The organism is Niveispirillum sp. BGYR6 (assembly GCF_027568365.1).
In the GTDB taxonomy this organism is placed as follows: domain Bacteria; phylum Pseudomonadota; class Alphaproteobacteria; order Azospirillales; family Azospirillaceae; genus Niveispirillum.
In genome coordinates this window covers 36,913-60,825 of record NZ_JANLNL010000004.1, presented here as the reverse complement: position 1 = coordinate 60,825, position 23,913 = coordinate 36,913, and the positions used below count along the sequence as shown (strand labels likewise).

Below are 23,913 nucleotides of genomic sequence, written 5' to 3'. Positions count from 1 at the left end.
GAAGGCCCCATCGCCGGCCCCCCGGCAACGGCGGGGGCCGGGATTGGTTGCATGGCGGCGGGGGGGGATCAGCCCCGGCGCAGCCGTTCCAGCAGGGCTTGGCTGGCCTTGCCATCCACCTTCATCCCCACCTTCTGTTGATAGGTGCGGATGGCCGCCACTGTGCGCTTGCCCAGAAAACCATCGGGCTTGCCCTTGTGATAGCCCAGTTTGACCAGACGGGTCTGAATTTCCTTCACCCCGGCCTGATCCACCGCCACCGGGCGGGCGCCCGTGGCGGCACCAGCGGCGATCTGGCCCCCCGCCGCCCCGGCATGGCTGACGGCCACCGGGCGGGCCGCCGCACCACCCGGGGGCCCGCCCATCATGCCGGGCGGCGGGCCATCGGCCAGCGCCACATTATCCTGCCCGGCCGCCAGCCGGGCCAGGGCGGCGCGGGCATTGACATCACCGGTTTCTGCCGCGCGGGCATACCAGCCGGCCGCCGCCTCCCGGTCGGGCGCGCCATCCACCCCCTGTTCGAACAAGGCCCCCAGCATGTAATGCGCCCGTGCAATGCCGGCATCGGCCGCCTGTTCAAACCAGCGGGCCGCCTGGGCCGGGTCGCGTTCCAGCCCATAGCCATCCATATAGAGCAGGCCCAGATCGAACGCGGCCTCCGCATGGCCCATCTCCGCCGCCTTGCGATACCAGTTGGCGGCCTGTTCCAGATCGGGGGCCAAGCCCAGATCGCCACGGAACAGTTCCGCCAGGGTCCAGCAGGCATCGGCATCGCCCTTGGCCGCCGCCTGCCCGTACCAATAGACGGCACGGCGCATATCCGCCGCATCGGGCGGCGTGCCGGAGGCAAAATGCTCGGCCAGCGCCATCTGCGCTTCCACATTGCCCTGTTTGGCATCGGCTTCCAGGTTACGCAGGGCCGGATCGGCCTTGGACGGCAGCGCCGGCGCGGGGGCCGTGCCCAGGGCCAGGGCGGTGACACCGGCCGCCGTCACGCCCGCCACCACTGGCTTGGCAACCCGGTGACGGCGCGTCTGCTCCTTGGCGGTAGCTGCCTTCACGGGTTGCGGTTTGGCGACATTGTGCGCCCTGCCAGCGGGCGCCTTGCCGCTATGGGCCGGCGCTGCGGGCTTGGCGGTAACGGGTTTTTTCGCCGGGGCCGGCTTGGTGACAGCCGGTTTCTTCACCGTGGGCTTGGTCACCTCTGCCAGCGCCTGCGGCCCCGGTAGCAACAGTCCCAGCGTCAACAGCACAGGCAAGGCCGGGCGGATCAAACGGACAGGGGCACGGAACAGCGGCGCACAGGCCGCAACAAAGGACAAATTTCGCTGCCGGCGCATCGCCGGGGCCTCCAACCAAACCTTCGGGGTAGTCCCTCAGACTAGCATGAAAGCCAGGGTAAACCAGCAGGGAAGCCAGGGATGGTTACCAGAGGATGGGGGCGGGATAAGGCAGCAGGGCAGCATCGGCGGAAACCAGGACAAGAGACTGGCAAAGCGCCTGAGCAACCAGCATCCGGTCAAATGGGTCGCGGTGATGAAAGGGCAATTTGGCAAGCATCTGGCAATGAAGCCGCTCGATCGGCAAGAACTGGATGTCCTTCATCGAAAGCTCATCCCAGATATCGGACGGGAGATGGAGTTTCCCCGTCGCCTGCTTGATTTCGGCTTCCCAGACCGATGCCATGCTGACCCACAGGCTATTCCGTCTATCCTCTATCGCCGCAAGAGCTAGCGGCGACACTTTTTCCGGCCATGCCAACAGCCAGATGACGGTGTGGGTATCCAGAAGCAAGTGCATTAATGATCGTTCTTCGGACGCTTCAAGGTGCCATCCGGCACAAGATTATCCTCGTAAAACGAAGCAACCTCACCCTCATCCGGGGTGAAAGCATCATCGCTTACATGGATGCGTCCCGCGTAAAGCCCGGCAAGTCCGCGACGGGAACCGGGCAAGACGGCAACCGGGCCGGGTGTCAACGGCACCACCCGTGCGACCACCGCGCCATCACGGGTCAAAAACACCTCATGCCCCTGGGACAGCTGGTCTTCCAGGGCACGCAGGGTATGACTGGCGTTGGCGTCGTTCAGGTCGATATGCCCGGGCATGTTGCATCCCCTTTTTTCGGGTTCAGCATAACGTAAGTCATCGCCCACCCCAAAACGAAACCGGCCGGCCTTACGGTTTCCCGCAAGGCCGGCCGGCTCCATTTCCAGATACCAGGGGGATGATCCCCCACGCCCGTTACAGGACGCGGGCGATTTCCTCCATCTCGAAGGCTTCGATGATGTCGCCTTCGCGGATATCGTCGTAATTCTCGAAGGCCATACCGCATTCGAACCCTTCGCGCACTTCGCGGACTTCGTCCTTCATGCGCTTCAGGGTCTTCAGCGTGCCTTCGTGGATCACCACATTGTCGCGCAGCAGGCGGACCTTGGCACCGCGCTTCACGGTACCTTCGGACACGCGGCAACCCGCGACCTTGCCGACCTTGGTGATGTTGAACACCTGCAGGATCTGCGCATTGCCGAGGAAACGTTCCTTCAGCGTCGGCGCCAACATGCCGGTCAGCATCTGACGGACATCATCAATGATGTCATAGATGATGGAGTAGTAGCGGATTTCCACGCCATCGCGCTTGGCCATGTCGCGTGCCTGCGGATTGGCGCGGACATTGAAGCCCACAACCAGACCCTTGGACGCATTGGCCAGCGTGATGTCGCTTTCGGTGATGGCGCCCACACCGGACGACAGCACCCGCACCTTGACCTCGGTATTCTCGGCGGTGAGCTTCTCCAGGGCACCGGAGATGGCTTCCACCGAACCCTGCACGTCGCCCTTGATGACGATGGGCAGTTCCTTGGCCTCGCCGGCCTGGATCTGCTTGAACATCTGCTCAAGGCTGCCGCGACCGGACTTGGCCGACTCGGCTTCGCGCTTCTTGCGGGCACGGTATTCGGTGATTTCGCGGGCACGGGCCTCGCTATCCACCACCGCCATTTCCTCACCCGCCAGCGGCACGCCGCCCAGACCCAGCACCTCCACCGGGGTGGCAGGATCGGCTTCCGGCACATTGCTGCCACGGTCGTTGACCAGGGCGCGCACGCGGCCCCATTCGCTGCCGGCGACGACAATGTCGCCCACCTTCAGCGTACCGCGCTTCACCAGCACGGTGGCCACCGGGCCACGGCCCTTGTCCAGCTTCGCTTCCACCACCACGCCTTCGGCGGTGCGGTTCGGGTTGGCCTTCAGCTCCAGGATTTCGGCCTGCAGCAGGATGGCTTCTTCCAGCTTGTCCAGGTTCAGGCCGGCCTTGGCCGACACTTCCACATCCAGGATGTCGCCGCCCATGCCTTCCACCACCAGCTCATGCTGGAGCAGTTCCTGGCGGACGCGATCCGGCTTGGCGGACGGCAGATCGCACTTGTTGATGGCGACGATGATCGGCACACCGGCGGCCTTGGCGTGGTTGATCGCCTCGATCGTCTGCGGCATCACACCGTCATCGGCCGCCACCACCAGCACCACCACGTCGGTGACATTGGCGCCACGGGCACGCATTTCCGTAAAGGCGGCGTGACCCGGCGTATCGATGAAGGTGATCTTCGCACCCGACTTCAGCACCACCTGATAGGCGCCGATATGCTGGGTGATACCACCGGCCTCGCGGGCTGCCACGTCGGTACGGCGCAGCGCGTCCAGCAGCGAGGTCTTGCCATGGTCGACGTGACCCATGACGGTGACGACCGGCGCACGGGACCGCAGGTCTTCCACCCGGTCCTGTTCGCCCTTCACACCGATTTCCACGTCGCTTTCGGAGACGCGGAACGGGCGGTGACCCAGTTCCTGCACCACCAGCTCGGCAGTATCAGCATCAATGGTCTGGGTGATGGTGGCCATCACGCCCATACGCATCAGGGCCTTCACCACGTCGGCGCCACGTTCGGCCATACGGTTGGCAAGGTCGCCGACCGTGATGACCTCCGGGATCGTCACGTCGCGGGTCACCTTCTGCGTCTCCTGACGGCCGAACAGCCGCATACGTTCGCGTTCACGTGCCCGCTTGGCAGCGGCCATGGAACGACCACGGCGGCTACCATCATCATCAGACAAGGCCTGCGAGATGGTCATCTTGCCACCGCGCCGCTTGTCATCACCCTTGGCCTTGGTGGGGGCTGCCGGCACCTTGGCGGGAGCCGCCTTGCCGGGGCCGGCGACCTTGCGGCGCGGGCTGTCCTCATCCTCAAAATCGGCCGGCGGCGTGGCGACACCCGGACGGGCGGCGACAGCCGGACGGGTCGCATCACCAGACGCCGGACGGGCCGACGCCGGACGGGCACGATCATCATCACCAGCGGCGGCAGCCGGACGCGGACGGGATTCGGCCTTGCGGGCCTCTTCCGCCTTGCGGGCATCCTCGGCTTCCTTGCGCTTGCGCTCGGCTTCGTCGACGGCGGCCTTCTCGGCCGCCTGGATGGCGCGCAGCTCTTCCAGCTCACGGCGGCGGACGGTTTCCTCGTCCAGCGGCTCGCGAGCGCGGGCCGCTTCCTCTTCCGCAGCGCGGGCGGCGGCTTCGGCGGCAGCCTTCTCGGCGGCAACCTTGGCTTCTGCCTCGGCAATAGCGCGGGCGGCTGCCTCGGCAGCGGCGTTTTCCGCCTCTACCGCTGCGGCGCGCAAGGCGCGCTGACGGGCTTCACGCTCGGCATCGCTGAGAACGCGCGGGCCATTGCTGCGGGCAGCCGGTCCACGGCCACCACCCGCCCCTTCAGCGGCGCGACGGGCAGCAGCGCCGCCATCGGCCACGCCGGGAACGGCGCCCTTTTCGAAGGTCTTCTTTCGCTTGACCTCGACCGCCACTTCCTTGCCACGTCCGTGCGAAAAGCTCTGGCGCACGGTGCCTGCAGCACCGCCAGCGGGCTGTTGTGCGGCGGGGGCATTGTTCGCCGCCTTCGGCTTGTTGCCCCCACCCAGCCCAAGCGTGCCGCGACCGGACAGGCTGAGTACTTTCTTGTCGCGGTTCTGGTCGTTGGTATCGCTCATCCCTAATCCGACAGTAAGCCGTTGATCCCTAATCAGGCCCCAAACCTTCAGGAGCCTGCTCCGCCGAGTGCGGAGAGCCGTTCCACCTCACGACGGATCTGCTTTGCCAACGGCCCTGCCGCCAGCACCACATGCACCGCCTCGTCCCGGCCCAAGGCCGCCCCCAGTTCCGACCGGTCGAAAACATCGACCAGCGGCACCCCCAGCGCCTGCGCCAAGGCGAACAGCTTGGTCCGACCATCATCGGACCCGTCGCTCGCCTCAAACCACAATCCTACACTCTTTTGGCCCGCACCGCCCGACCGGCCGATACAACCGGAGCGCAATGCAGCCTGTACCTTTTCAAACCCCGCCAGGGCGCCCCCGCCCTTGCGGGCAAGACCGACCAGACCGAGCGCCCGGCGCCGGACCAGCCGGCACAGCAGTGCCGGCAGATCGGGAACCGGTTTGACGGCCCGGCGGGCCGCCTTGGCGAACAGGCCCTTGGTCAGGGCCTTTTCAACCAGCTTGGCATCCGCCGTCAACCACAGCCCACGCCCGGGCAGGGTTTCGTCCACGTCGGGGACCAGTACACCGTCCGGGGAGACAACAAAACGGATCATGCCCGCCTTGTCCCCCACACGGCCCGTGGCCACGCAACGCCGCAGCGGGCTTTTACGCCCCGCCACATTTTCCGGCTCGTCCGCCTGCGCCTCGGCATCCAGCTCTGGCGGATAGGCGGGCGTGGGTGCCACCGTCACCGGACCTGTGCCGTCACCGGCCTGGTCGGTCATGTTGTCAGCGGCATCCATTACCCAGAACTCCCCTGCCCGTCAGCCTGATCCGCAAGGGATCAGGCCTCCGAGCTTTCCTCATCGGCGAACCAATGGGCGCGGGCAGCCATGATCACCTCATTGGCCTCGTCCAGCGTCATTGCATCCTTGCCGACAATATCGATCAGCTCGTCACCGGCCAGATCGGCCAGATCGTCCAGCGTCTTCACGCCCTTCTCACCCAGCTTGACCAGCATGGACGGGGTCAGCGCCTCGATGGCGGCGACATCATCCTCGACACCCATTTCACGGCGCTTGCCGTCCAGGATCTCGTTCTGCTGAGCCAGATAATTCTGCGCGCGTTCCTGCAGCTCGGCGGCGACATCTTCGTCGAACGCTTCGATGCCGGTCAGCTCGTTCAGGTCGACAAAGGCGATTTCCTCCACGGAGGCAAAGCCTTCATTCACCAGCAGATGGGCGATCATGTCGTCCACGTCCAGCGCTTCCATGAACAGGGCGCTGCGGCTGCTGAATTCGGCCTGACGGCGCTCCCGCTCTTCCGCCTCGGTCATGATGTCGATGGTCCAGCCGGTCAACTGGCTGGCCAGACGCACATTCTGACCCCGGCGGCCGATGGCCAGCGACAGCTGGTCGTCGGGCACGACCACCTCGATCTTGCCATTCTCTTCGTCCAGCACGACCTTGGCGACTTCCGCCGGGGCCAGGGCATTGACGACGAAGGTGGCCGGATCGGGCTTCCAGGGAATGATGTCGATCTTCTCGCCCTGCAGCTCGCCCACCACGGCCTGCACGCGGGAACCGCGCATACCGACGCAGGCACCCACCGGATCGATGGAGCTGTCCTTGGAGATCACGGCGATCTTGGCGCGGGAACCCGGATCGCGGGCCACGGCCTTGATCTCAATGATGCCATCATAGATTTCCGGCACTTCGGCCTTGAACAGGCCGGCCATGAACATCGGATGGGTACGCGACAGGAAGATCTGCGGGCCGCGTTGTTCCTTGCGCACATCATAGATGTAGGCGCGGACGCGGTCGCCGGTCTTGAAATGCTCACGCGGCAGGCATTCATCGCGGCGCAGGATCGCTTCGGCGCGGCCCATATCCACAGTGACATTGCCATATTCGACGCGCTTGACCAGACCGTTCACGATCTCGCCCTTGCGGTCGATATATTCATTATACTGACGATCACGCTCGGCCTCGCGCACCTTCTGCACGATCACCTGCTTGGCGGTCTGTGCGGCGATGCGGCCGAAATCGATGGGCGGCAGCGGATCGACGATGAAATCGCCATAGGCCGCATTCGCCTTCTTGCGGCGGGCCTTGGCCAGATCGATCTGCGTCGCCTCGTTCTCAACCACTTCCACCACTTCCATGTGGCGGGTCAGCTGGATATCGCCCGTGCGACGGTCGATGCGGGCGCGGATGTCATGCTCGTGCCCGTATTTGGAGCGGCCAGCCTTCTTGATGGCCTCCTCCATGGCTTCGAGCACATGCTCCTTGTCGATATTCTTCTCGCGGGCGACCGCGTCGGCTACCTGAAGCAGTTCCATCCTGGCGAACCCTGCCTTCTATTCCTGAAACGTCCGCTCAATCCTGCGCCGGTTTGGCGGGGGATTGAACCTCGGTGGTTGCGCTGTCCTCTGCGGCGGCACCCGCCTTGCCAGAGAAACGACCCGGCCCCTTGGGGCCCTTGGGACGCTTCACGGTGCGGGCATCGTCGTCCACATCCATGGCCCCGCCTTCCACGCCGGCCGCCAGACCCTGCTCCGCCGCCGCAGCGGCCAGCAGTTCGTCCGTCATTTCCAGCTTGGCGCGGGCGATATGTTCGAAGGGGATTTCCGCCACCTCGATCATACCGGCTGCCGCAGCGGCGGCGGCTTCCGCCTCGGCCTTGGCCTTGGCGGAAACCTTGGCACCCGGCTTGCGCTTGGGGGCCTGGGCCGACTTGGCGTCGAGCGCGATCAATACCGACTCGCCCTCCACACCATAAAGAACCCCACGGAAGCGCTTGCGCCCATCCAGCGGGATTTCCGTTTCGATCCGGGCTTCAAAGCCCTTGAACCGTTCAAAATCCTTCAGGCGGGTCAGCGGCCGGTCGATGCCGGGGCTGCTGACCTCCAGATTATAGGCGCTGCTGATCGGGTCTTCCACGTCCAGCAGGGCGGAAACAGCGTTGGAGATATCGGCGCAGTCATCCACCGTCATCGCGCCGCCATCGGCGCGGTCGGCCATGATCTGCAGGGTCGGGCGTTGACCGCCGGAAAGCTGCAAACGCACGATCTCATAGCCCATATCTTCCATCGAGGGGCCAATGATGTCGGTAATGCGCGCCAGCACGTCCATGATTCTTCCAACTCACCGTCAAACCCACCCTTTTTCCCTGGCCACACGGCCGATCGGGAAAAAGAGGTCCAGATAAACAAAAAGGCGGGCCAAAGGCCCACCCGCAAAGCAGAGCACCCCGCCAGCGTTGCCCGCCGGCCGGTGTCCGTATGGGATTAAGATGATCGATATATAGACCGGTTCGATGCCGGAGGGAAGCCCAAACATCCACGGGGGGCACGCATGGCGGCCCCCCGTGACGGTATCAGAAGCTGACGCGCAGCCCGACCTTGACGATATGGGTGGCCAGATCGGGGTGATCATCGCCACGCACACGCAGATAACGATAGGCCGGGGCGACGGTTACGCCGTCGGCCAGACGCATATTCAAACCAGTTTCCAGGAAGCCGGCGGGGCTGGTGCCGGTATCCACCAGCAGGGCGTTGGATTTATTGCGCACATGCGCAGCACCCAGGCCCAGCCCGACATAGGGCTGGTAGAGATCGGTGACATGCCAGTCGTAATAGGCGCCGACCGTGGCGGTCATCATGGTGACCTTGCCCGGCAGGCGGTAGCCGGCCGGCACGGTGACGGAAGCGGGCACAGTGCCCTTCACCTCGGCCAGCTGGCCATAGGAACCCTCCAGCTCAAACCGGAAATCATCCCAGCGATAGCCCAGTGCCAAGCTGCCATTATAGCCCTTGTTACGTTCCCAATCGCGCACGCGGGAAACGATGGTGGAGCGGTCCATGTCGTTGCCGGCATGGAGACCGACGGAAGCCGCGACATAGACATTATCCGGCAAGACGCTGTCGGCGGCATGGGCCGCACCGACAGCGGTAAAAGCAGTCACCGCCAAGGCGAGACCGGCAAGCATTTTCTTCATCTCTGGATTTCCTTGAAGACAAAACCACGTCGCCCCAAGGGCGGGAGATACACAGTTTTGTCGGCAGGTGAAAGGGCCGCTGCGTCCATTGGCCACGGTTCCCCTTCTTCTGGGAAAAAGCCCGGCAACGGCTCAGTTCCGCTGGTGCCCGGCGGCCACCGGGTTCAGGGTGGCGGGGCCGCCGACGGCGGTGACCAGCCGGTCGCTGGCCTCCTCCAGCACTGCTTCCAGTTCGAACAGGGCGGTTTCCTTGGGCAGGCCGGGGGGAATCGGTGGCAGAAATTCGATGGTGATGGTACCGGGCCGCTTGATGAAGCTGTGGCGGCCCCAGAAGACACCGGAATTCAGCGCCATCGGCACCAGCGGCACCTCCAGCGCCTCATACAGCATGGCGATTCCCACCTTGTAGGGCGCGTAAACGCCGGGGGCCACCCGCGTGCCCTGGGGGAAGATCACGATCTCCCGCCCCATCGCCTTCATCTGCTTGGCCCCTTCCACCAGGGACTTGATGGCGGCACCGCGCTTGCCGCGCTTCACCGGGATCATCTTGGATTTGGCGGCATACCAGCCCCAGAGCGGCACATAGAGCAATTCATGCTTCAGCACGATGGCCGGGTCATGGAAGATCAGATGCAGCTTCATCGTCTCCCACATGGATTGGTGCTTGGCACCGATCAGCACCGGCTGATCCTTGGGCAGATTTTCCAGCCCCTTGACCTCGTACCGCAGGCCGATGATCAGCCGCTCGAAAAAGGCCAGTGAACGCATATAGGCGCGCACGCCGCCCACCACGCCCCAGCGCGGCACCACCAGGGTCCAGAGCAGGCCGAAGCACCAGAGCGTCGTCAACAGATAGAAGATGATGTTGAACAGCAGCGACCGGACAAACAGCATGGGGTCCACACCCAAGAGGGAATATCGGTTCGCAGCAATAACCATCCCCCCGCCCCTTGTCCAGCGGGTGTCCAGCCGGCGGGACCCGCAGGGGCGAAGGTCAAGGAGATGTCGCCAGCGGGACCGTGGGGTTGGTCACTGCCGCGCGCAGCACCGCCAGCACATATTTATTATATTCCATGATGATCAGCTCGGCCGTGCCCGGCCAGCCCCACCAGCCATCCAGCCGCACCTTGGCCGGGGCGACCGGATGGGCCACCAGCTCCACCCCCGGCAGGGCGCGGCGGAATTCCACCAGGCTGCGCGGCATATGGTAATTGGACGTCACCACCCGGATGGAACGCAGCCCCTGGGCCGTCACCCAGCGCGCCGTTTCCACCGCATTGCCCTCAGTATCATCGGCCTCATAGCCCAGCTCGACACAGCATTCCAGCTCCCGCGCATCCTCGCGCTGGGCCAGGGCCAGCAGCTCCCGCACCTCCACCCCGCGATAGACACCGCTGATGAACAGGCGCCGCGCCTTGCCGGCACGCAGCAGGTCGAACCCCACCTCCAGCCGCTCGCTGCCGCCGGTCAGCACGACAATGCCGTCGGTGACAATATCATCGGCCGGCGGATGGCGTGGCAGGGAAGCGGCGAAGGCGAACAGCCCCGCCGCCCACAGGCCGGCAATGCCGCCGATGGTCAACAGGCTGGCCCGGACGGCACGCCGCAGCGACAGCCGCAACGTCACGGCAGCCGCTCCAGGGCACGGATCACCGTCAGCCGCGCTGTCAGTGCCGCCAGGAAGCAGGCCGCCAGCGGGACCAGCGGCAGCCAAAGCCAATCCCGCAGGACCAGCGCCATACTGGGCAGCAGGGCGACATCCAGCCCGCGCCCGGCCTGCTGAAGGCCCAGTAGGGTCAGCAGCGACAGGGTAAAGCCGATGCCGCCGCCGAAAATGGCCTGGCGCAGGATATGGCGCTGGAACTGGCTGGCGACATAGCTGTCCGACGCGCCCATCACATGCAGCAATTCCACCTCCCCGCGATGCACGGCGAATCCGGCGCTGGCGGCGAAGATGATGGAGGCGACGGCCGCCCCGCCGATCAACAGGATGATGGCGGCGGACAGACCCTGGACCGTGCGGGCGATTCGGCGCAGTTCCCCCAGCCAGCGGGCCGGGTCTTCCACGGTAACGCCGGGGCCGACAGCACGAATCTGGTCGGCCAGCTGGTCCGGGGCCGCCCCCGGCGCCAACCGGACATCGATCAGCACCGGCACCGGCAGTTCCGCCAGCAGGGCACCATCGCCCAGCCAGGGTTCCACCAGGGCGCGGGCGGCGGCATCATCCAGTTTCTGCGCATCGGCCACGAAGGCGCTGCCGGACAGGGTATCCATCACCCGGCGCACCCGTTCATCCAGTTCCATCCGGCTGTCGCTGCCGCCGGGGCTGACCTGAACGGTCAGGTTACCGGACAGGTCATTGCCCCAGCGCTGTGCCAGACCGGACAGCACCAGGGAGGCCGCCAGGGCCAGCACCGCCAGATAGACCATCAGGGCAATGATCCAGGGCAGGAAGCGGCCGGTGGCGTCCTGTTTCAGCGGAATGTCGAAATGCGCGCTGCGGCTCATCGTTCCCGTTCGCGGAGGCTCAAGCGGTTGCGGCCGGCAAAGACCCGGCCGCCCCTAGGAATGGCACGGCCGATGCGGGCTCGTAAAGGCCGGGCTGGAAGGTGGCGACCTTGCGTTAGCCATCGGCGCTTCATATAAGGGGTGACGCCGTGCGACACGGCGCTGTCACGCCCGTCACATTCCCCGAGGCTCCCGAGCGCCCATATGATCCTGACCTGCCCGTCCTGCACGAAACGTTTCCTGCTTGATGCGGGTCTGCTTGGCCGGGGGCGGCGGGTGAAATGCGGGCAATGTGGCTATGTCTGGTTCGCCGAACCCTCCGCTGACGGGGTGGCCCCGGCGCCGACCAAGCCCGCCAAACCGGCCGGGCGCGAACGGCCACCGGCGCGCAATGCCGCCCCGCCCGTCTTCAAGAAGCCGGCCGCCCCGCCGCCGGAGACGCCCAGCGCCTCCCTGTTCGACGATCCGCCCGACCTGCCGGCCGATGGCGGTGGTTTCAGCGCCTTTGACAAGCCCGATTTTGCCGCCGCAGAGCGGGAAGAGGAGGAGGCGTCGCCGCTGAGCCGGCCAATGAAGCCCCGCCCCCTGCCCAAAGGGTCCAACCTGCCGGCCATGCCGGGGCAGAAGGGGAAAAGCCGGATCAAGGAACTGGCCGCCTGGATCGGCGTGACCGCCCTGGTGGTGGGCGTCGCTGGTGGCGCCGTGCTGCAGCGCGACATGGTGATGCAGGCCTGGCCCGCGTCGTTCCGGCTGTATGAGCTGGTGGGGCTGGCGGAGGTGATCGGCAGCGGCCTGTCCGAACCGGGCGATCCCAAGCGCACCAAGGTGGAGGTGCGCGACGTCGAAGGCATCAATCTGCTGTTCGTTGCCGGCGAGATTTCCAACAAATCCGACACCCAGCGCAGCGTGCCCGACATCCAGGCCGTCGCCTATGGGGAGGATGGCAAGGAGCTGTTCGCCTGGCGCATCGTGCCGCCGGTGCGCCGCCTGTTCCCCAACCAGACCACCAAGTTCGAGTCGCGGGTGCCGGAACGCGAAGGCGGACAGGCCAAGAATATCGGCTTCCGCTATATCGAACCGGAAGCTGCGGCTGGGCCTTGAGGGGCGGACACGCGACTGCATATGGTTGCAGCGTGCCCAAATGCTCCTCATATTGTCTCTAAGCAGATGATAAAAGCGATGTGGGCGGCATGGGACGGCGCGACAAGCTGATTGCCCGGCTCAAGAGCAGACCGAAGGACTTCACGTGGGACGAGTTGGTCAGGCTGCTTGAAGGGTTGGGTTATCACGAAGCGGCAACCGGCAAGACGGGTGGTTCCCGGCGACGGTTTGTCCATGCCACCGCCCCCATCATCGCCTTGCACAAGCCGCACCCAGGCAACATCATCAAGATGTATGTGATCGAAGAGGTGCTGCAGGTGCTGACCGCGGAGGGCCTGATATGAGCGATATGCTGGAATATAAAGGATATCTCGGTTCGGTCGAGTATAGCGATGCGGACGAGATCCTGCATGGCCGCCTGGAATTCATCCGCGATCTTGTGACCTATGAGGGAACGGACGCCAAAAGCCTGAAGGCAGCCTTCCAAGAGGCGGTGGATGATTACCTGGAACTTTGCGCCGCCGAAGGCCGCCAGCCAGATATCCCCTTGAAAGGCAGCTTCAATGTCCGGCCCGGCCGCGATCTGCATCGCCGGGCCATGCTCTATGCCAAGCGTCGCGGCATCAATCTCAACACATTGGTCAGCGACGCGTTGCGCCAATATCTGGACCGCGAGGGCCAGGCAGCCTGATCGGCGGCCAAGCCGCTACAGCCAGCCGCGCCGGCGGAAATACCAGAGCGGGCCAATGGCCGAGAGCAGCATCAGCACCAGGGCCAAGGGATAACCCCATTCCCAGTCCAGCTCCGGCATCAGCTTGAAATTCATGCCATACATGCTGGCGACCAGCGTTGGCGGCAGGAAGGCGACGGAGGCGACCGAGAAAATCTTGATGATGTTGGTCTGCTGGATATTGATCACGCCCAGCGTGGCATCCAGCAGAAAATTGGTCTGCATCGCCTGGAAGCCGGCATGTTCCACCAGCGAATGCACGTCGCGGCTGATGGTTTTCAGCCGCACCCGCTGATCCTTGCCCAGGCGCGGGCCCGCCACGGTGACGGCAAAGGCGCAGAGCCGTTCCAGCCCGGCCAGGCTGTCCCGTACCTTCTGCGTCAGGTCGCCGGCGCGACCGATGGCGGTGATCACCTCTGTCATGCCGTTATTCCGGGCCTTGCGGCGGCGGGCGGTTTCCTTGCGCACGGTGCGGCGGCGGGCCATGCCCTTGCCGGTCCCGTCCAGCAGGCCGGTTTCCACCTCCGTGGCATCGGCGAAGACGCGCTGGGACAATTGGTCCAGATCGCCGGCCACCCGCTCCAGCACGTCGGCCGCCCGATCCACCACCGCTTCCAGCAGGCCCAGAAAGGCCTCCATGGCGGTGGTGGCCACGCCGGCATGGCGCATGGCGCGGGCAGCGAAGATGGCGAACCACAGCGGTTCGGTATGGCGCACGGTGATCAGCACCGTCGGCGTGATGATAAAGGTCAGCAGCCCCAGATCAAGCCGCCCCGTCTCCCCCCGCGCGATGACGGGGGTGGTGAGGAAGGAGGCCTCGCCCTCGACATAGAGTCGGGAAGATGCCTCAATCTCGCTCATATCTTCCTTGGTCGGCAGGTCCACGCCCAGATGGGCGGAGATCAACTGCCGCTCCGCCTCTTCCGGGCGGAGCAGGTCCAGCCAGATGGTTCCCGGCGGCAGCGGCTGGTCCGGGGCCAGGCTCTGGCCCCGCAGACGATCGCCATCGCGCAGGTAGGCGGTAATCAAAGGCCGACCCCGGCCGGCACCGGCACACCGGCGCTGCGGCAGGCGGCAGTGACGGTATTGGCCAGCAGGCAGGCAATCGTCATCGGCCCCACCCCACCCGGCACCGGGGTGATGGCCCCGGCCACGGCAGCCGCCTCTGCATAGGCGACATCGCCGACGACTCGCGTCTTGCCGGCGGCGGCCGCCGCCGGGTCGCGCGCTGGCACCCGGTTGATGCCGACATCGATGACGATGGCGCCCGGCTTGATCCAGTCCCCCTTCACCATTTCCGGCCGCCCCACGGCGGCCACCAGGATATCGGCCGCCCGGCAGACCGCCGGCAGATCGCGGGTGCGGGAATGGGCGATGGTGACGGTGCAGTCGGCCGCCAGCAGCAACTGGGCCATCGGCTTGCCGACAATGTTGGACCGGCCGACCACCACGGCATTCATGCCGCGCAGATCGGGCACCGTATCCTTCAGCAGCAACATGCAGCCCAGCGGCGTGCAGGGCACCAGGGCCGGCAGCCCGACCGACAGGCGCCCGGTATTCACCACATGGAACCCGTCCACATCCTTGGCCGGATCGATGGCGCCCAGCACCGCCTGGGTATCGATATGGGCGGGCAGCGGCAGCTGCACCAGAATGCCGTGGATGGAGGGATCATTGTTCAGCTGGTTGACCAGCCGCAGCAATTCTTCCTGGCTGGTTTCCGGGGTCAGGCGGTGGGTGACGGAATGCATCCCCGCTTCCCGCGTCTGTTCGCCCTTGTTGCGGACATAGATCTGGCTGGCCGGGTCTTCACCCACCAGCACCACGGCCAGACCGGGCACCAGCGCGTAACCTGTGCGCAATTCCTCCACCGCCGTGGCGATGCGTGCGCGCAAGCCAGCCGCGAAGCCCTTGCCGTCGATGATGCGTGCCTCGGCCATTCCCAAATCCCCCAAATCCGCTGGTACCAAAAAGACCGCCGTCAGAGGGCGGCCAGCCATGCCGTCAGTTGCGCCTGCAACTGTGCCGTATCGCCGGCCACGAATAATACTTTCGACCGATCGGTGCCACCCGCCACGACGTCGATGCTGGATTTCGGAATCCGCCATGCTTTGGCCAGAAGCTGGATGATGGCGGCATTGGCCTTGCCATCCTCCGGCACGGCGGTGACGGAAACCTTTACCTGCATCCGGTCATCCGCCCCCAGCGCCTGGCCCTGCACGGCGTTGCGGCTGGCACGCGGGGCCGCCCGCACGAACAGCCGCACCCCGCCAGCCGCCGGTTCCAGGGCCGGACGGGCCATATCAGACGAGACCGTAATTAAACAGCAGACGCTGGGCGAACATGATGGCCAGAATCAGCACGATGGGCGACAGGTCCAGCCCGCCCAGATTGGGCAGCACATTGCGGATGGGCCGCAGCACCGGCTCGGTCAGCCGGTACAGCATGTCGCTGACCGTATAGATGAAGCGGTTATGGGTATTGATGACATTGAAGGCGATCAGCCAGCTGAGGATGGCTGAAATGATCAAAACCCAGACATACAGGTCCAGCACCACGTACAGGATCTGGAAGATGGTGTGAAAAAGCGGCTCCATGGTCTTCCCGGCGCTGTTGGCGGCATCGGCCGCACCCGTTCTGGAACGTAATGCCGCCCCCCGCCCCTGTCCAGGGGGCCAGCACCCGGAAGTGGGAAAGCACCCCCCTTTCCTGGATCGAAAAACCTGAAATCAGATGCTTGACAGGCCGGGGGCAGATGCGCATTATCCGCGCCGCTTCGCCCGCCACGGCAGCGAAGCCTTAGGGATTGTTGTGGGGCCGTAGCTCAGCTGGGAGAGCGACGCGTTCGCAATGCGTAGGTCGGGAGTTCGATCCTCCTCGGCTCCACCATCCCCTTCTTACCCAAAAATCAGGTCGGTTTATTAAGTTACTGCGGCGTTCGCTTTGTGGCGGCGGTAATTTTCTATTGAACTGATATAGACAATAGCATCCAATCCGCTGAATAGGTATTTTCCCCGCCGAACCGGGGATACATCATGCCGATTGAGATTCGCCATATTCTGTTCTCGCAGGAAGAGGTTATCCGCGCGGTGGTGGAATATCACCGCCGCTCCGGCAATCCCCTGCCCGCCGGCAGCGTTATCCGCATTGAGGTGATGCAGGATCCCGTGCGCTGCGCCCTGCATTTCGCCCGCGATGATAATTCCCGTCAGGTCGCCTGGGTGGATAACCAGCCGCTCGCCTCCGCCCTGATCATGTTCTGCATCAACCAGCGCATCCCGCTGCCCACCAAATCCACCAAGCTGCTGGAGGTGATGAACGACAAGGTAACGCTGGTGGTGCATCGATAGGGCTTGAAGCCCTCCCCCTCAGCCGGCGTGCGCCAGCCGCTTTTCCCCCCAGCGCACGGCCTGGGCGATGACGAAATTCATCGCCAGATAGAACAGGCCGGCAATCACAAAAATTTCCAGCGGCTGGAAACTGCGCGAGGCGATGGTGCGGGCGGCACCGGTCAGTTCCACCAGGGTGATGGTGCTGGCCAGCGAGGTGGCCTGCACCATCTGGATCATCTCATTACCATAGGCCGGCAAAATCTGGCGGAAGGCCTGGGGCAGCACGATGCGGCGGAACAGCAGCAGCCGGTGCATCCCCAAGGCGCGCGCCGCCTCGATCTGGCCGAACGGCACGGACTGGATGCCGCCGCGCAGAATTTCGCCCGTATAGGCCGCATTATTCAGGGTCAGCGCGATGATGGCGCACCAATAAGGTTCCCGCAGCACCGGCCAGAGGAAACTCTCCCGCACGGCCGCGAACTGGCTGGCGCCATAGAAGATCAGGAAAATCTGCACCAGCAGCGGGGTGGAGCGGAACAGGAAGATGAAGGCAATGGCCGGCGCCCGCAAAATGCCATTGGCCGACAGCCGCGCCAGCGCCACCCCCACCGACAAAACCAGCCCCAGCGCCAGCGACAGCACCACCAGTTGCAAGGTCAACCAGGCACCGGAAGCCAGCGACGGCAGGGAAGACAGGATCATATCCATGTTGGGCCCCTCCCCTTATGCCGCAGCGCGGCGGACGCCGCGATCGGCCCGGCGCGACAGGGCCCGGAATCCCGTTTCCGACAGGGTGGTCATGACCAGATAGATCAGGGCCGCCACCAGATAGAAGAAGAAGGGCTGGCGGGTGGAACCGCTGGCGACATAGGCCTGCCGCATCAATTCCGCCAACGAAACGACTGACACCAGCGTGGTATCCTTCAGGGTCATCTGCCAGACATTGCCCAGGCCCGGCAGGGCATAGCGCAGGGCCTGCGGGGCCAGGATGCGGCGCAGGATCAGCAGCCGGTGCATCCCCAGCGCCCGCGCCGCCTCCAACTGGCCCTTCGGCACGGCCTGCACCGCCCCCCGGATCACCTCTGCCGCATAGGCGCCCGAGACCAGCCCGACCGAGGCGACACCGACGGCAAAGGCCGACAATTCCACCCGGCCACCATAGCCGAACAGAAGCGCCATCCAGCCGATAAGGCCGGAACCGCCATAGAATAGCAGCCAGATCACCAGCAAAGCCGGCACACCGCGCACCACGGTGGTGTAGGTCGCGGCCAGCCAGCGCAGCGGCAGCGGGCCGGACAGTTTGGCCGCCGCCGTCAGGCAGCCGGCCCCCAGCCCGATCAGATAGGCCAGCACCGCCACCAGCAGGGTCATGCCGGCGCCCTGCAACAGCTCATCGCCCCAACCGGTGGCGCCGTAACTCAACAGATCAAGCATGGCTCATCCAGTTAGGGTGTCGGAAAGCACAGCATGTCAGGGCATGGAGGTGTCAAAGCCGAACCATTGCACCGACATGGTCTTCATGGTGCCGTCGGCCTTCATTTCCTTGATGGCGCTGTTCAGCGCTGTCTTCAGCGCCGTGCGGCCCTTAACCAGGGCAACCCCCTGGCCACGGCCGAACAGGCCGCCATCGAAGCCGGGGCCGAAGAAGCTGTAATCCTTACCCTCCGGACGCTGCAGGAAGGCGTTCCAGGTGACGGCATCGGCCAGCCCCACCTCAATCCGGCCGCTCTGCATATCCAGCGCCAGCTGTTCCTGGGTGTCATAACGGCGCAGGTCCACCACATCGCCCAGATATTTCTCGGCAAAATTGGCGTGGATGGTGGCCGTCTGCACGCCCATCACCTTGCCCTTCAGCAAGCCGCGCAGCTTGTCCAGTGCCGCCTGCGACTCCGGGCTCATGCTGGTCAGGTCCACCTTCGGCACCCCGTAATCCTCCTTCTGGAGCGGGTTGCTGTTGGCCGACACCAGATAGGCCGGGGTGGTGGTATAGCCGTCGGAGAAATCGACGGCCTGCAGCCGCTCCTCCGTGATCGACATGCCGGCGACCACGACATCGAAACGACCAGCCTGCAGGGCCGGGATCATGCCGTCCCAGGCGGTGGCGACGAACTGACATTCCACCTTCATGCGACGGCAGATATCCTTCATCATATCGATTTCGAAACCAACCAGATTGCCGCTGGCATCCACCATATTATAGGGGGGATAGGCGCCTTCAGTGGCGACACGCAGCGGGTTGGGCACGCTGTCGGCGGCGGCGGGGGCCGCTGCCTGTTTGGCGGCATCATCCTTGCCGCACCCGCCCAGCAGGGTGACACAGGCCAGCCCCAGCGCCGCGATCCAACTCTTCATCCCCACACCCTCCGACACCCTGGGGCATTGGCCCCTTTTGGATTGCTTGATATTGGTTTGATTGTCCGAAAACAGTTTTCCGGGGCTGATCCCCCGGCGTCAAGCCTGTCAGCGGGCTCAGCGCCCGCCTTCGCGCATCAGGAACTGGCGGCAACGCTCGCTCTGCGGGTTGCCGAACAGCTCATCCGGCGTGCCCTGTTCCTCAATCCGACCCTGGTGCAGGAAGACCACCTTGTGGGAAACCTCCCGCGCGAAGGCCATTTCGTGGGTCACCAGCAACATGGTGGCCCCTTCATCGGCCAGATCGCGCATCACCTTCAGCACCTCCCCCACCAGTTCGGGGTCAAGGGCTGAGGTGGGTTCATCGAACAGCATCACCTGCGGGTCCATGGCCAACATGCGGGCGATCGCCGCCCGCTGCTGCTGCCCGCCCGACATCTGGGAGGGATAGGCATCGCGCTTGGCCGACAGGCCCACCTTGGCCAGCAGGCTTTCCGCCCGCGCCACCGCCTCATCCCGGTTGCGGCCCAGCACATGCACCGGGGCTTCGATGATGTTCTCCAGCACCGTCATATGGGTCCAGAGATTGAAACTCTGAAACACCATGCCGCAGCGCTGGCGGATACGGTCCACCTGGCGGCTGTCGGCCGGCTGGGCCCGGCCGGCGCGATCCTTCTTCATGGCGATTTCCTCGCCCTGGATCAGCACCCGCCCGTCATCGGGGGTTTCCAGCAGGTTGATGCAGCGCAGCAATGTGCTTTTGCCGGAACCGGACGAGCCGATCAGCGCCACCACTTCGCCTTGCGCGGCGGACAGCGAGACGCCCTTCAGCACCTCATTTTCCCCGAAACGCTTATGCAGCCCTTCCACCTGGACGGCGGGCACGGATTTGGCAGCGGCGGCAGAAAGGGTCATCGGGGTCCGTTAACTCTTCATGAAGGTTTGATCCCCAAGCTAACCCGCCAGACCGCACCCGCGAAAGAGGGGAAAACGACCGCCATGCAATCGCCCATGCCGGCGTCACATGGGCGCCTCACCGGCTATAGTTCGTTCGTGCCGCTTTCATCCGTGGTAAAGCAGTGTCATCGCCTTTTTCTTTGATTGATCGAGTTCGACGCCATGGAACCCAATGCGAACCGGAGCACCCATTTCCTGTTCGATCACAAGGTGTTCACGCTGGAAGGCTGCCGGTTCGTGCTGTCGAAATCGACAGAGGAAGCGGTGATGCGCTTCAAGCTGGGCAAGGTGGAGGCCGAGGTCGTCATCGACAAGCTGGGCAATGAATTCAAGATCGACCCACGATCCTTTGACGGCCAGTTGCTGGACATGGTGGTCAAGGGCTTGAAATATGTGCGGGAAATCCGCCCTGGCGACACAATCCCCAACGAGCTGATTGACGGCACCGCCAGCTGGCGGGTGGATGACCGGCATTACAATATCGCCAAGGCCCGGTTGACCGTGCAGATGGTGACCTGGCTGACCGGCGGCGAATCGGTGATCTCCTCACCGGCGGAACTGGAACAGCTGGTGGAAGACCCTTCCACCAAGTCCCGCGTGAGGGAGGCGTTCAAGGTCATCGCCAACAAGCTGGCCCTGGCCGGCGACCCGGAAGAGGTGGTGGAAACCCGCATTGAGGGGCTGGCCAAGGAGCTGTCCTATATTGAGGCGCTGCGGGAGCGGGGAGCCAAGCTGCGCGATGTACGCAACGGGCTGGATGTCGCGCACCGCGTCTATAAGAATGAGCGCAATCTGCGCGAAGAGATCATCCGGATGCAGACGCTGAGCCTGCCGCCGATGACGGATATTGAAAACCGCTTCACCCAGGTGGATGCCCAGACCGGCGAAATCCTCTCCATGCTGGGCAAATATGATCAGAATATCCGCTACATCAGGGAGATGCGGGACGACCTGCACCAGACCCTGCTGCCCTGGGAAGAGATTTTCGAGGATTGGGAAATGGTGGCCTCGGAGAAGGGCGCCCCGTTTGAGGCGGTGCTGAAAAAGACCTATCAGTTCCTGGCCCGCAACTTCTCCCAGGCCAAGCAATGGCGCCTGGCATCGCGCCCGGCGCCAAAGTGAGGGGCGGTCTTTCCTGGGGTGCAGGAAACCCCAAATGCACAAAGGCCCGGTCATTGCTGACCGGGCCTTTGAATTTGGTGGAGCCAAGCGGGATCGAACCGCTGACCTCTACAATGCCATTGTAGCGCTCTCCCAGCTGAGCTATGGCCCCTTAACTCGGTAGCGCTGCCTGGGTCGTCAGCGCTGTGGGCGGGTTTATGGAGAAACTCCGCCACGGATGCAAGGGGAAAATCATGTACCCCCGACAAACAGGCTATGCCCTGCCCCGCAGCCACCGCATAGGTACGGCCGCAAGCGCTGTCATTCCCAATCCGGCTGTTGCTCCGGTGCCGCCTGCTGAAAGGCCGGCAGGGTGCGGCAGCGGGCATCGATTTCCACCAGACGCGGGAAAGGCGTCAGGTCCAGGTTGAAACGACGGGCATTATACATCTGCGGCACCAGATAGAGATCGGCCAGGGTGACGCTGTCGCCATGGCAAAATGCCCCCTGTGGCCCCACCAGCCGTTCCAGGGCGGTGAAGCCCTGGCCCATCCAATGATGCATCCAGCCGGTCACCGCCGCATCATCCAGCCCATGTTCCCGGCGCAGGCGGCCGACGACGCCGGAATTATTCAGCGGGTGGATATCGCAGGCCACCACCTGCGCCATGGCCCGTACCTGCGCCCGGCCCAGCGCATCGCGGGGCAGCAGTGGCGGGGCCGGGTGGGTTTCATCCAGATATTCAATGATGGCCAGCGATTGGGTCAGCAGCGCGCCGTCATCGGTGGCCAGTGCCGGCACCAGCCCCTGGGGGTTGATCGCCAGATAGGCGGGCTGGCGCTGCTGCCCGCCATCCTTGACCAGATGAATCGGCACCGACTCGTAATCCAGCCCCTTCAGCGCCAGGGCGATGCGCACCCGATAGGCGGCAGAGGAACGGAAATAGGTGTAAAGGCGCATGATCTGTTATCACCCTTCCTGTGAACCAACAGAGGGACTTTCGGCATGGATCGGCCGCTTCTGGGCAAGGTTGCCCTTGTCACCGGCGCGTCGCGCGGGATCGGCCGTGCCATTGCCGAACGGCTGGCCCGTGATGGCGCGGATATCGCCATCCATTACGGTTCCAGCCGGCGGGAGGCCGAGGCGCTGGCCGAGCTTTGCCAGGGGCTGGGCGTGCGCACAGCCGTGATCCAGGCCGATCTGACCGACCTGTCCGACCAGGGCGGGGCCGTTCGGCTGTTTGCGGAGACGGTGCGGGCGCTGGGCGTGCCGGATATCGTGGTGAACAATGCCGGCACTGGCCGTTTCGGCCCGGTCAGCGACATCACGGCAGACGATCTGGCCAATGTGCTGGCCGTCAATGCCGCCGCCCCGCTGCTGATGGCGCGCGAAGCGGCGCGCCAGATGCGCCCCGGCGGCCGCATCATCAATATTGGCAGCGTCATCACCGACATGCCGGCGGCCAAACGCGCCGTCTATGCCGCCTCGAAAGGGGCGGTCCATGCCATGACGGGCGTACTGGCGCAGGAGCTGGGGCCGCTGGGCATTACGATCAACACGGTGGCACCGGGCGTCACCAATACCGACCGGTTCAAGGTGGGCGATGCGTCGCGCGTGCCGGAAATCACCAGCCGTACCGCCCTGGGCCGCATCGGCGAGCCGGCGGACATTGCCGCCGTCGTCGCCTGGCTGGCCGGCCCCGACGCCGCCTGGATCACCGGGGAGGTGATCCGCGCGAGCGGGGGCCTGAGAGGGCTTTGATTTAAGGCCCCTCATATTTCTGAACCGTCTGATCAATCGCCCCGAAAATGCTGGCCCCGTTGCGGTCCTGCATCTCGATTCGCACCCGGTCGCCAAAGCGCAGGAAGGGGGTGCGGGGCTGGCCGTCGCGGATGGTCTCAATGGTGCGGATCTCGGCAATGCAGCTATAGCCCAGACCGCCTTCGGCCACCGGCCGCCCCGGCCCGCCATCGGCATCCTTGTTGGACACCGTGCCGGACCCGATGATGGTGCCGGCGCAAAGCGGCCGGGTGCGGGCGGCATGGGCGATCAGGGTGGGGAAATCGAAGGTCATGTCCACCCCGGCATTGGGGCAGCCGAAGGGCTGGCCATTGATCTGCGACAGCAGCGGCAGATGCAGCCGCCCGCCATCCCAGGCCTCGCCCAGCGCATCCGGCGTCACCGCCACCGGACTGAAGGCCGTGCTGGGCTTGGACTGGAAGAAGCCGAAACCCTTGGCCAGTTCCGCCGGGATCAGCCCGCGCAGCGACACATCATTGACCAGCATCACCAGCCGGATCAGCCCGCGCGCCTGTTCCGGTGTGGCCCCCATGGGCACATCGCCGGTGATCACCGCTACCTCCCCTTCCAGGTCGATGCCGAACGCCTCATCCGCCATCAGGATGGGATCATGCGGGGCCAGGAAACTGTCGGACCCGCCCTGATAGATCAGCGGATCGGTCCAGAAGCTGGGCGGCATCTCCGCGTTGCGAGCCTTCCGCACCAGCTCGACATGGTTCACATAGGCCGAGCCATCGGCCCATTGATAGGCGCGCGGCAGCGGGCTGGCGCAATGCGCCTGCTCAAACGGCAGGGCATCGGCCAGATCGCCCCGGTTGAGGGCGACCGACAGTTCGGCCAGCGCCGGGGCCACGGTTTCCCAATGGTCCAGCGCCTGTTGCAGGGTCAGCGCCAGATCGGGGACAGGCAGGCAGCGGGTAAGGTCATCGGAGACAATAACCAAACGGCCATCACGGCCCTGCTGCAGGGAGGCGAGTTTCATCGGGGGGTCTCTGTGGGGTGGGG

Annotated in this window: 27 protein-coding genes and 2 tRNA genes; 7 read left to right on the top strand and 22 right to left on the bottom strand. The window is 64.8% G+C overall.

Features of this window, described 5'->3' with window-relative positions; genetic code table 11:
- Positions 1–68: 68 nt before the first annotated feature.
- The 11 genes from PCJ49_RS10795 to PCJ49_RS10745 all read right to left on the bottom strand — a co-directional run bounded on the left by PCJ49_RS10795 (position 69) and on the right by PCJ49_RS10745 (position 11,535).
- Positions 69–1,340 carry a peptidoglycan-binding protein gene (locus PCJ49_RS10795; RefSeq protein WP_269910939.1) on the bottom strand — a complete coding sequence of 424 codons (1,272 nt, stop codon included), beginning with the start codon at positions 1,338–1,340 and terminating at the stop codon, positions 69–71.
- Between the two features lie 85 nt (positions 1,341–1,425).
- Positions 1,426–1,800 (bottom strand): type II toxin-antitoxin system VapC family toxin, encoded by a 375-nt coding sequence (locus PCJ49_RS10790; RefSeq protein ID WP_269910938.1) that lies wholly within the window; start codon positions 1,798–1,800, stop codon positions 1,426–1,428.
- Positions 1,800–2,108: a hypothetical protein gene (locus PCJ49_RS10785; protein ID WP_269910937.1), complete on the bottom strand. Its 309-nt coding sequence runs from the start codon at positions 2,106–2,108 to the stop codon at positions 1,800–1,802. The genes PCJ49_RS10790 and PCJ49_RS10785 overlap by 1 nt, the downstream gene beginning before the upstream one ends.
- Positions 2,109–2,244: 136 nt before the next feature.
- A complete protein-coding gene (gene infB, locus PCJ49_RS10780; protein WP_089287712.1) occupies positions 2,245–5,040 on the bottom strand; it encodes a translation initiation factor IF-2 in 2,796 nt (931 codons plus the stop codon).
- Between the two features lie 47 nt (positions 5,041–5,087).
- Positions 5,088–5,831, bottom strand: coding sequence for an RNA-binding protein (locus PCJ49_RS10775; RefSeq protein ID WP_269910936.1), 744 nt, complete (start codon positions 5,829–5,831; stop codon positions 5,088–5,090).
- Positions 5,832–5,872: 41 nt separating this feature from the next.
- Positions 5,873–7,369: a transcription termination factor NusA gene (gene nusA, locus PCJ49_RS10770; RefSeq protein WP_089287713.1), complete on the bottom strand. Its 1,497-nt coding sequence runs from the start codon at positions 7,367–7,369 to the stop codon at positions 5,873–5,875.
- A gap of 37 nt (positions 7,370–7,406) precedes the next feature.
- A complete protein-coding gene (gene rimP, locus PCJ49_RS24760) occupies positions 7,407–8,162 on the bottom strand; it encodes a ribosome maturation factor RimP (protein WP_089287714.1) in 756 nt (251 codons plus the stop codon).
- 244 nt (positions 8,163–8,406) lie between these two features.
- Positions 8,407–9,027 carry an outer membrane beta-barrel protein gene (locus PCJ49_RS10760; protein ID WP_269910935.1) on the bottom strand — a complete coding sequence of 207 codons (621 nt, stop codon included), beginning with the start codon at positions 9,025–9,027 and terminating at the stop codon, positions 8,407–8,409.
- A 132-nt stretch (positions 9,028–9,159) separates the two neighbouring features.
- Positions 9,160–9,921: a lysophospholipid acyltransferase family protein gene (locus PCJ49_RS10755; RefSeq protein WP_269910934.1), complete on the bottom strand. Its 762-nt coding sequence runs from the start codon at positions 9,919–9,921 to the stop codon at positions 9,160–9,162.
- A 100-nt stretch (positions 9,922–10,021) separates the two neighbouring features.
- Positions 10,022–10,654 (bottom strand): YdcF family protein, encoded by a 633-nt coding sequence (locus PCJ49_RS10750; protein WP_269910933.1) that lies wholly within the window; start codon positions 10,652–10,654, stop codon positions 10,022–10,024.
- Positions 10,651–11,535 carry a hypothetical protein gene (locus PCJ49_RS10745; protein ID WP_269910932.1) on the bottom strand — a complete coding sequence of 295 codons (885 nt, stop codon included), beginning with the start codon at positions 11,533–11,535 and terminating at the stop codon, positions 10,651–10,653. The genes PCJ49_RS10750 and PCJ49_RS10745 overlap by 4 nt, the downstream gene beginning before the upstream one ends.
- A 204-nt stretch (positions 11,536–11,739) precedes the next feature.
- On the opposite strand from PCJ49_RS10745, the gene PCJ49_RS10740 reads away from it, so the two are divergent.
- The 3 genes from PCJ49_RS10740 to PCJ49_RS10730 all read left to right on the top strand — a co-directional run bounded on the left by PCJ49_RS10740 (position 11,740) and on the right by PCJ49_RS10730 (position 13,327).
- Positions 11,740–12,636, top strand: coding sequence for a zinc-ribbon domain-containing protein (locus PCJ49_RS10740; protein WP_269910931.1), 897 nt, complete (start codon positions 11,740–11,742; stop codon positions 12,634–12,636).
- 89 nt (positions 12,637–12,725) lie between these two features.
- On the top strand, positions 12,726–12,980 hold the full coding sequence (locus PCJ49_RS10735; protein WP_269910930.1) for a type II toxin-antitoxin system HicA family toxin: 255 nt from the start codon (positions 12,726–12,728) through the stop codon (positions 12,978–12,980).
- Complete coding sequence (locus PCJ49_RS10730; protein ID WP_269910929.1) at positions 12,977–13,327, top strand: type II toxin-antitoxin system HicB family antitoxin; 351 nt, start codon at positions 12,977–12,979, stop codon at positions 13,325–13,327. Before PCJ49_RS10735 ends, PCJ49_RS10730 begins: the two co-directional genes overlap by 4 nt.
- A 15-nt stretch (positions 13,328–13,342) precedes the next feature.
- Here the strand turns inward: PCJ49_RS10730 and PCJ49_RS10725 are convergent, their stop codons facing one another.
- From PCJ49_RS10725 to PCJ49_RS10710, 4 genes are read right to left on the bottom strand one after another with little or no spacing between them, the layout of a single operon-like run.
- Positions 13,343–14,395: a magnesium transporter CorA family protein gene (locus PCJ49_RS10725; RefSeq protein ID WP_269910928.1), complete on the bottom strand. Its 1,053-nt coding sequence runs from the start codon at positions 14,393–14,395 to the stop codon at positions 13,343–13,345.
- On the bottom strand, positions 14,392–15,306 hold the full coding sequence (folD, locus tag PCJ49_RS10720; RefSeq protein ID WP_269910927.1) for a bifunctional methylenetetrahydrofolate dehydrogenase/methenyltetrahydrofolate cyclohydrolase FolD: 915 nt from the start codon (positions 15,304–15,306) through the stop codon (positions 14,392–14,394). Before folD ends, PCJ49_RS10725 begins: the two co-directional genes overlap by 4 nt.
- A gap of 41 nt (positions 15,307–15,347) precedes the next feature.
- Positions 15,348–15,668 (bottom strand): DUF167 domain-containing protein, encoded by a 321-nt coding sequence (locus PCJ49_RS10715; RefSeq protein WP_269910926.1) that lies wholly within the window; start codon positions 15,666–15,668, stop codon positions 15,348–15,350.
- A 1-nt stretch (position 15,669) separates the two neighbouring features.
- Positions 15,670–15,963 (bottom strand): YggT family protein, encoded by a 294-nt coding sequence (locus tag PCJ49_RS10710; RefSeq protein ID WP_089287724.1) that lies wholly within the window; start codon positions 15,961–15,963, stop codon positions 15,670–15,672.
- Positions 15,964–16,179: 216 nt separating this feature from the next.
- Between PCJ49_RS10710 and PCJ49_RS10705 the strand changes: the two genes are divergently transcribed.
- Positions 16,180–16,255, top strand: a tRNA-Ala gene (locus tag PCJ49_RS10705).
- Positions 16,256–16,401: 146 nt separating this feature from the next.
- Positions 16,402–16,716: a hypothetical protein gene (locus PCJ49_RS10700; protein ID WP_269910925.1), complete on the top strand. Its 315-nt coding sequence runs from the start codon at positions 16,402–16,404 to the stop codon at positions 16,714–16,716.
- 18 nt (positions 16,717–16,734) lie between these two features.
- Here PCJ49_RS10700 and PCJ49_RS10695 read toward each other — a convergent pair whose 3' ends face one another.
- The 4 genes from PCJ49_RS10695 to PCJ49_RS10680 all read right to left on the bottom strand — a co-directional run bounded on the left by PCJ49_RS10695 (position 16,735) and on the right by PCJ49_RS10680 (position 19,965).
- Positions 16,735–17,406 (bottom strand): ABC transporter permease, encoded by a 672-nt coding sequence (locus tag PCJ49_RS10695; RefSeq protein WP_269910924.1) that lies wholly within the window; start codon positions 17,404–17,406, stop codon positions 16,735–16,737.
- Positions 17,407–17,421: 15 nt separating this feature from the next.
- The gene (locus tag PCJ49_RS10690) at positions 17,422–18,132 is read right to left on the bottom strand and encodes an ABC transporter permease subunit (protein WP_269910923.1); all 711 of its coding nucleotides are present in this window, start codon (positions 18,130–18,132) and stop codon (positions 17,422–17,424) included.
- Positions 18,133–18,168: 36 nt separating this feature from the next.
- The gene (locus tag PCJ49_RS10685; RefSeq protein ID WP_269910922.1) at positions 18,169–19,050 is read right to left on the bottom strand and encodes a transporter substrate-binding domain-containing protein; all 882 of its coding nucleotides are present in this window, start codon (positions 19,048–19,050) and stop codon (positions 18,169–18,171) included.
- 117 nt (positions 19,051–19,167) lie between these two features.
- A complete protein-coding gene (locus PCJ49_RS10680; RefSeq protein WP_269910921.1) occupies positions 19,168–19,965 on the bottom strand; it encodes an ATP-binding cassette domain-containing protein in 798 nt (265 codons plus the stop codon).
- A 204-nt stretch (positions 19,966–20,169) separates the two neighbouring features.
- Here PCJ49_RS10680 and PCJ49_RS10675 point away from each other — a divergent pair, with 204 nt between their 5' ends.
- Positions 20,170–21,129 (top strand): hypothetical protein, encoded by a 960-nt coding sequence (locus PCJ49_RS10675; RefSeq protein ID WP_269910920.1) that lies wholly within the window; start codon positions 20,170–20,172, stop codon positions 21,127–21,129.
- A 75-nt stretch (positions 21,130–21,204) separates the two neighbouring features.
- Here PCJ49_RS10675 and PCJ49_RS10670 read toward each other — a convergent pair.
- A tRNA-Ala gene (locus PCJ49_RS10670) sits at positions 21,205–21,280 on the bottom strand.
- A gap of 149 nt (positions 21,281–21,429) precedes the next feature.
- Complete coding sequence (gene maiA / locus PCJ49_RS10665; protein WP_269910919.1) at positions 21,430–22,068, bottom strand: maleylacetoacetate isomerase; 639 nt, start codon at positions 22,066–22,068, stop codon at positions 21,430–21,432.
- A 45-nt stretch (positions 22,069–22,113) separates the two neighbouring features.
- Between maiA and PCJ49_RS10660 the strand changes: the two genes are divergently transcribed.
- Positions 22,114–22,869, top strand: a complete 756-nt coding sequence (locus PCJ49_RS10660) for an SDR family oxidoreductase (protein ID WP_269910918.1) — start codon at positions 22,114–22,116, stop codon at positions 22,867–22,869.
- Position 22,870: 1 nt separating this feature from the next.
- Here the strand turns inward: PCJ49_RS10660 and PCJ49_RS10655 are convergent, their stop codons facing one another.
- Positions 22,871–23,890 (bottom strand): fumarylacetoacetate hydrolase family protein, encoded by a 1,020-nt coding sequence (locus PCJ49_RS10655; RefSeq protein WP_269910917.1) that lies wholly within the window; start codon positions 23,888–23,890, stop codon positions 22,871–22,873.
- Positions 23,891–23,913: the final 23 nt, after the last annotated feature.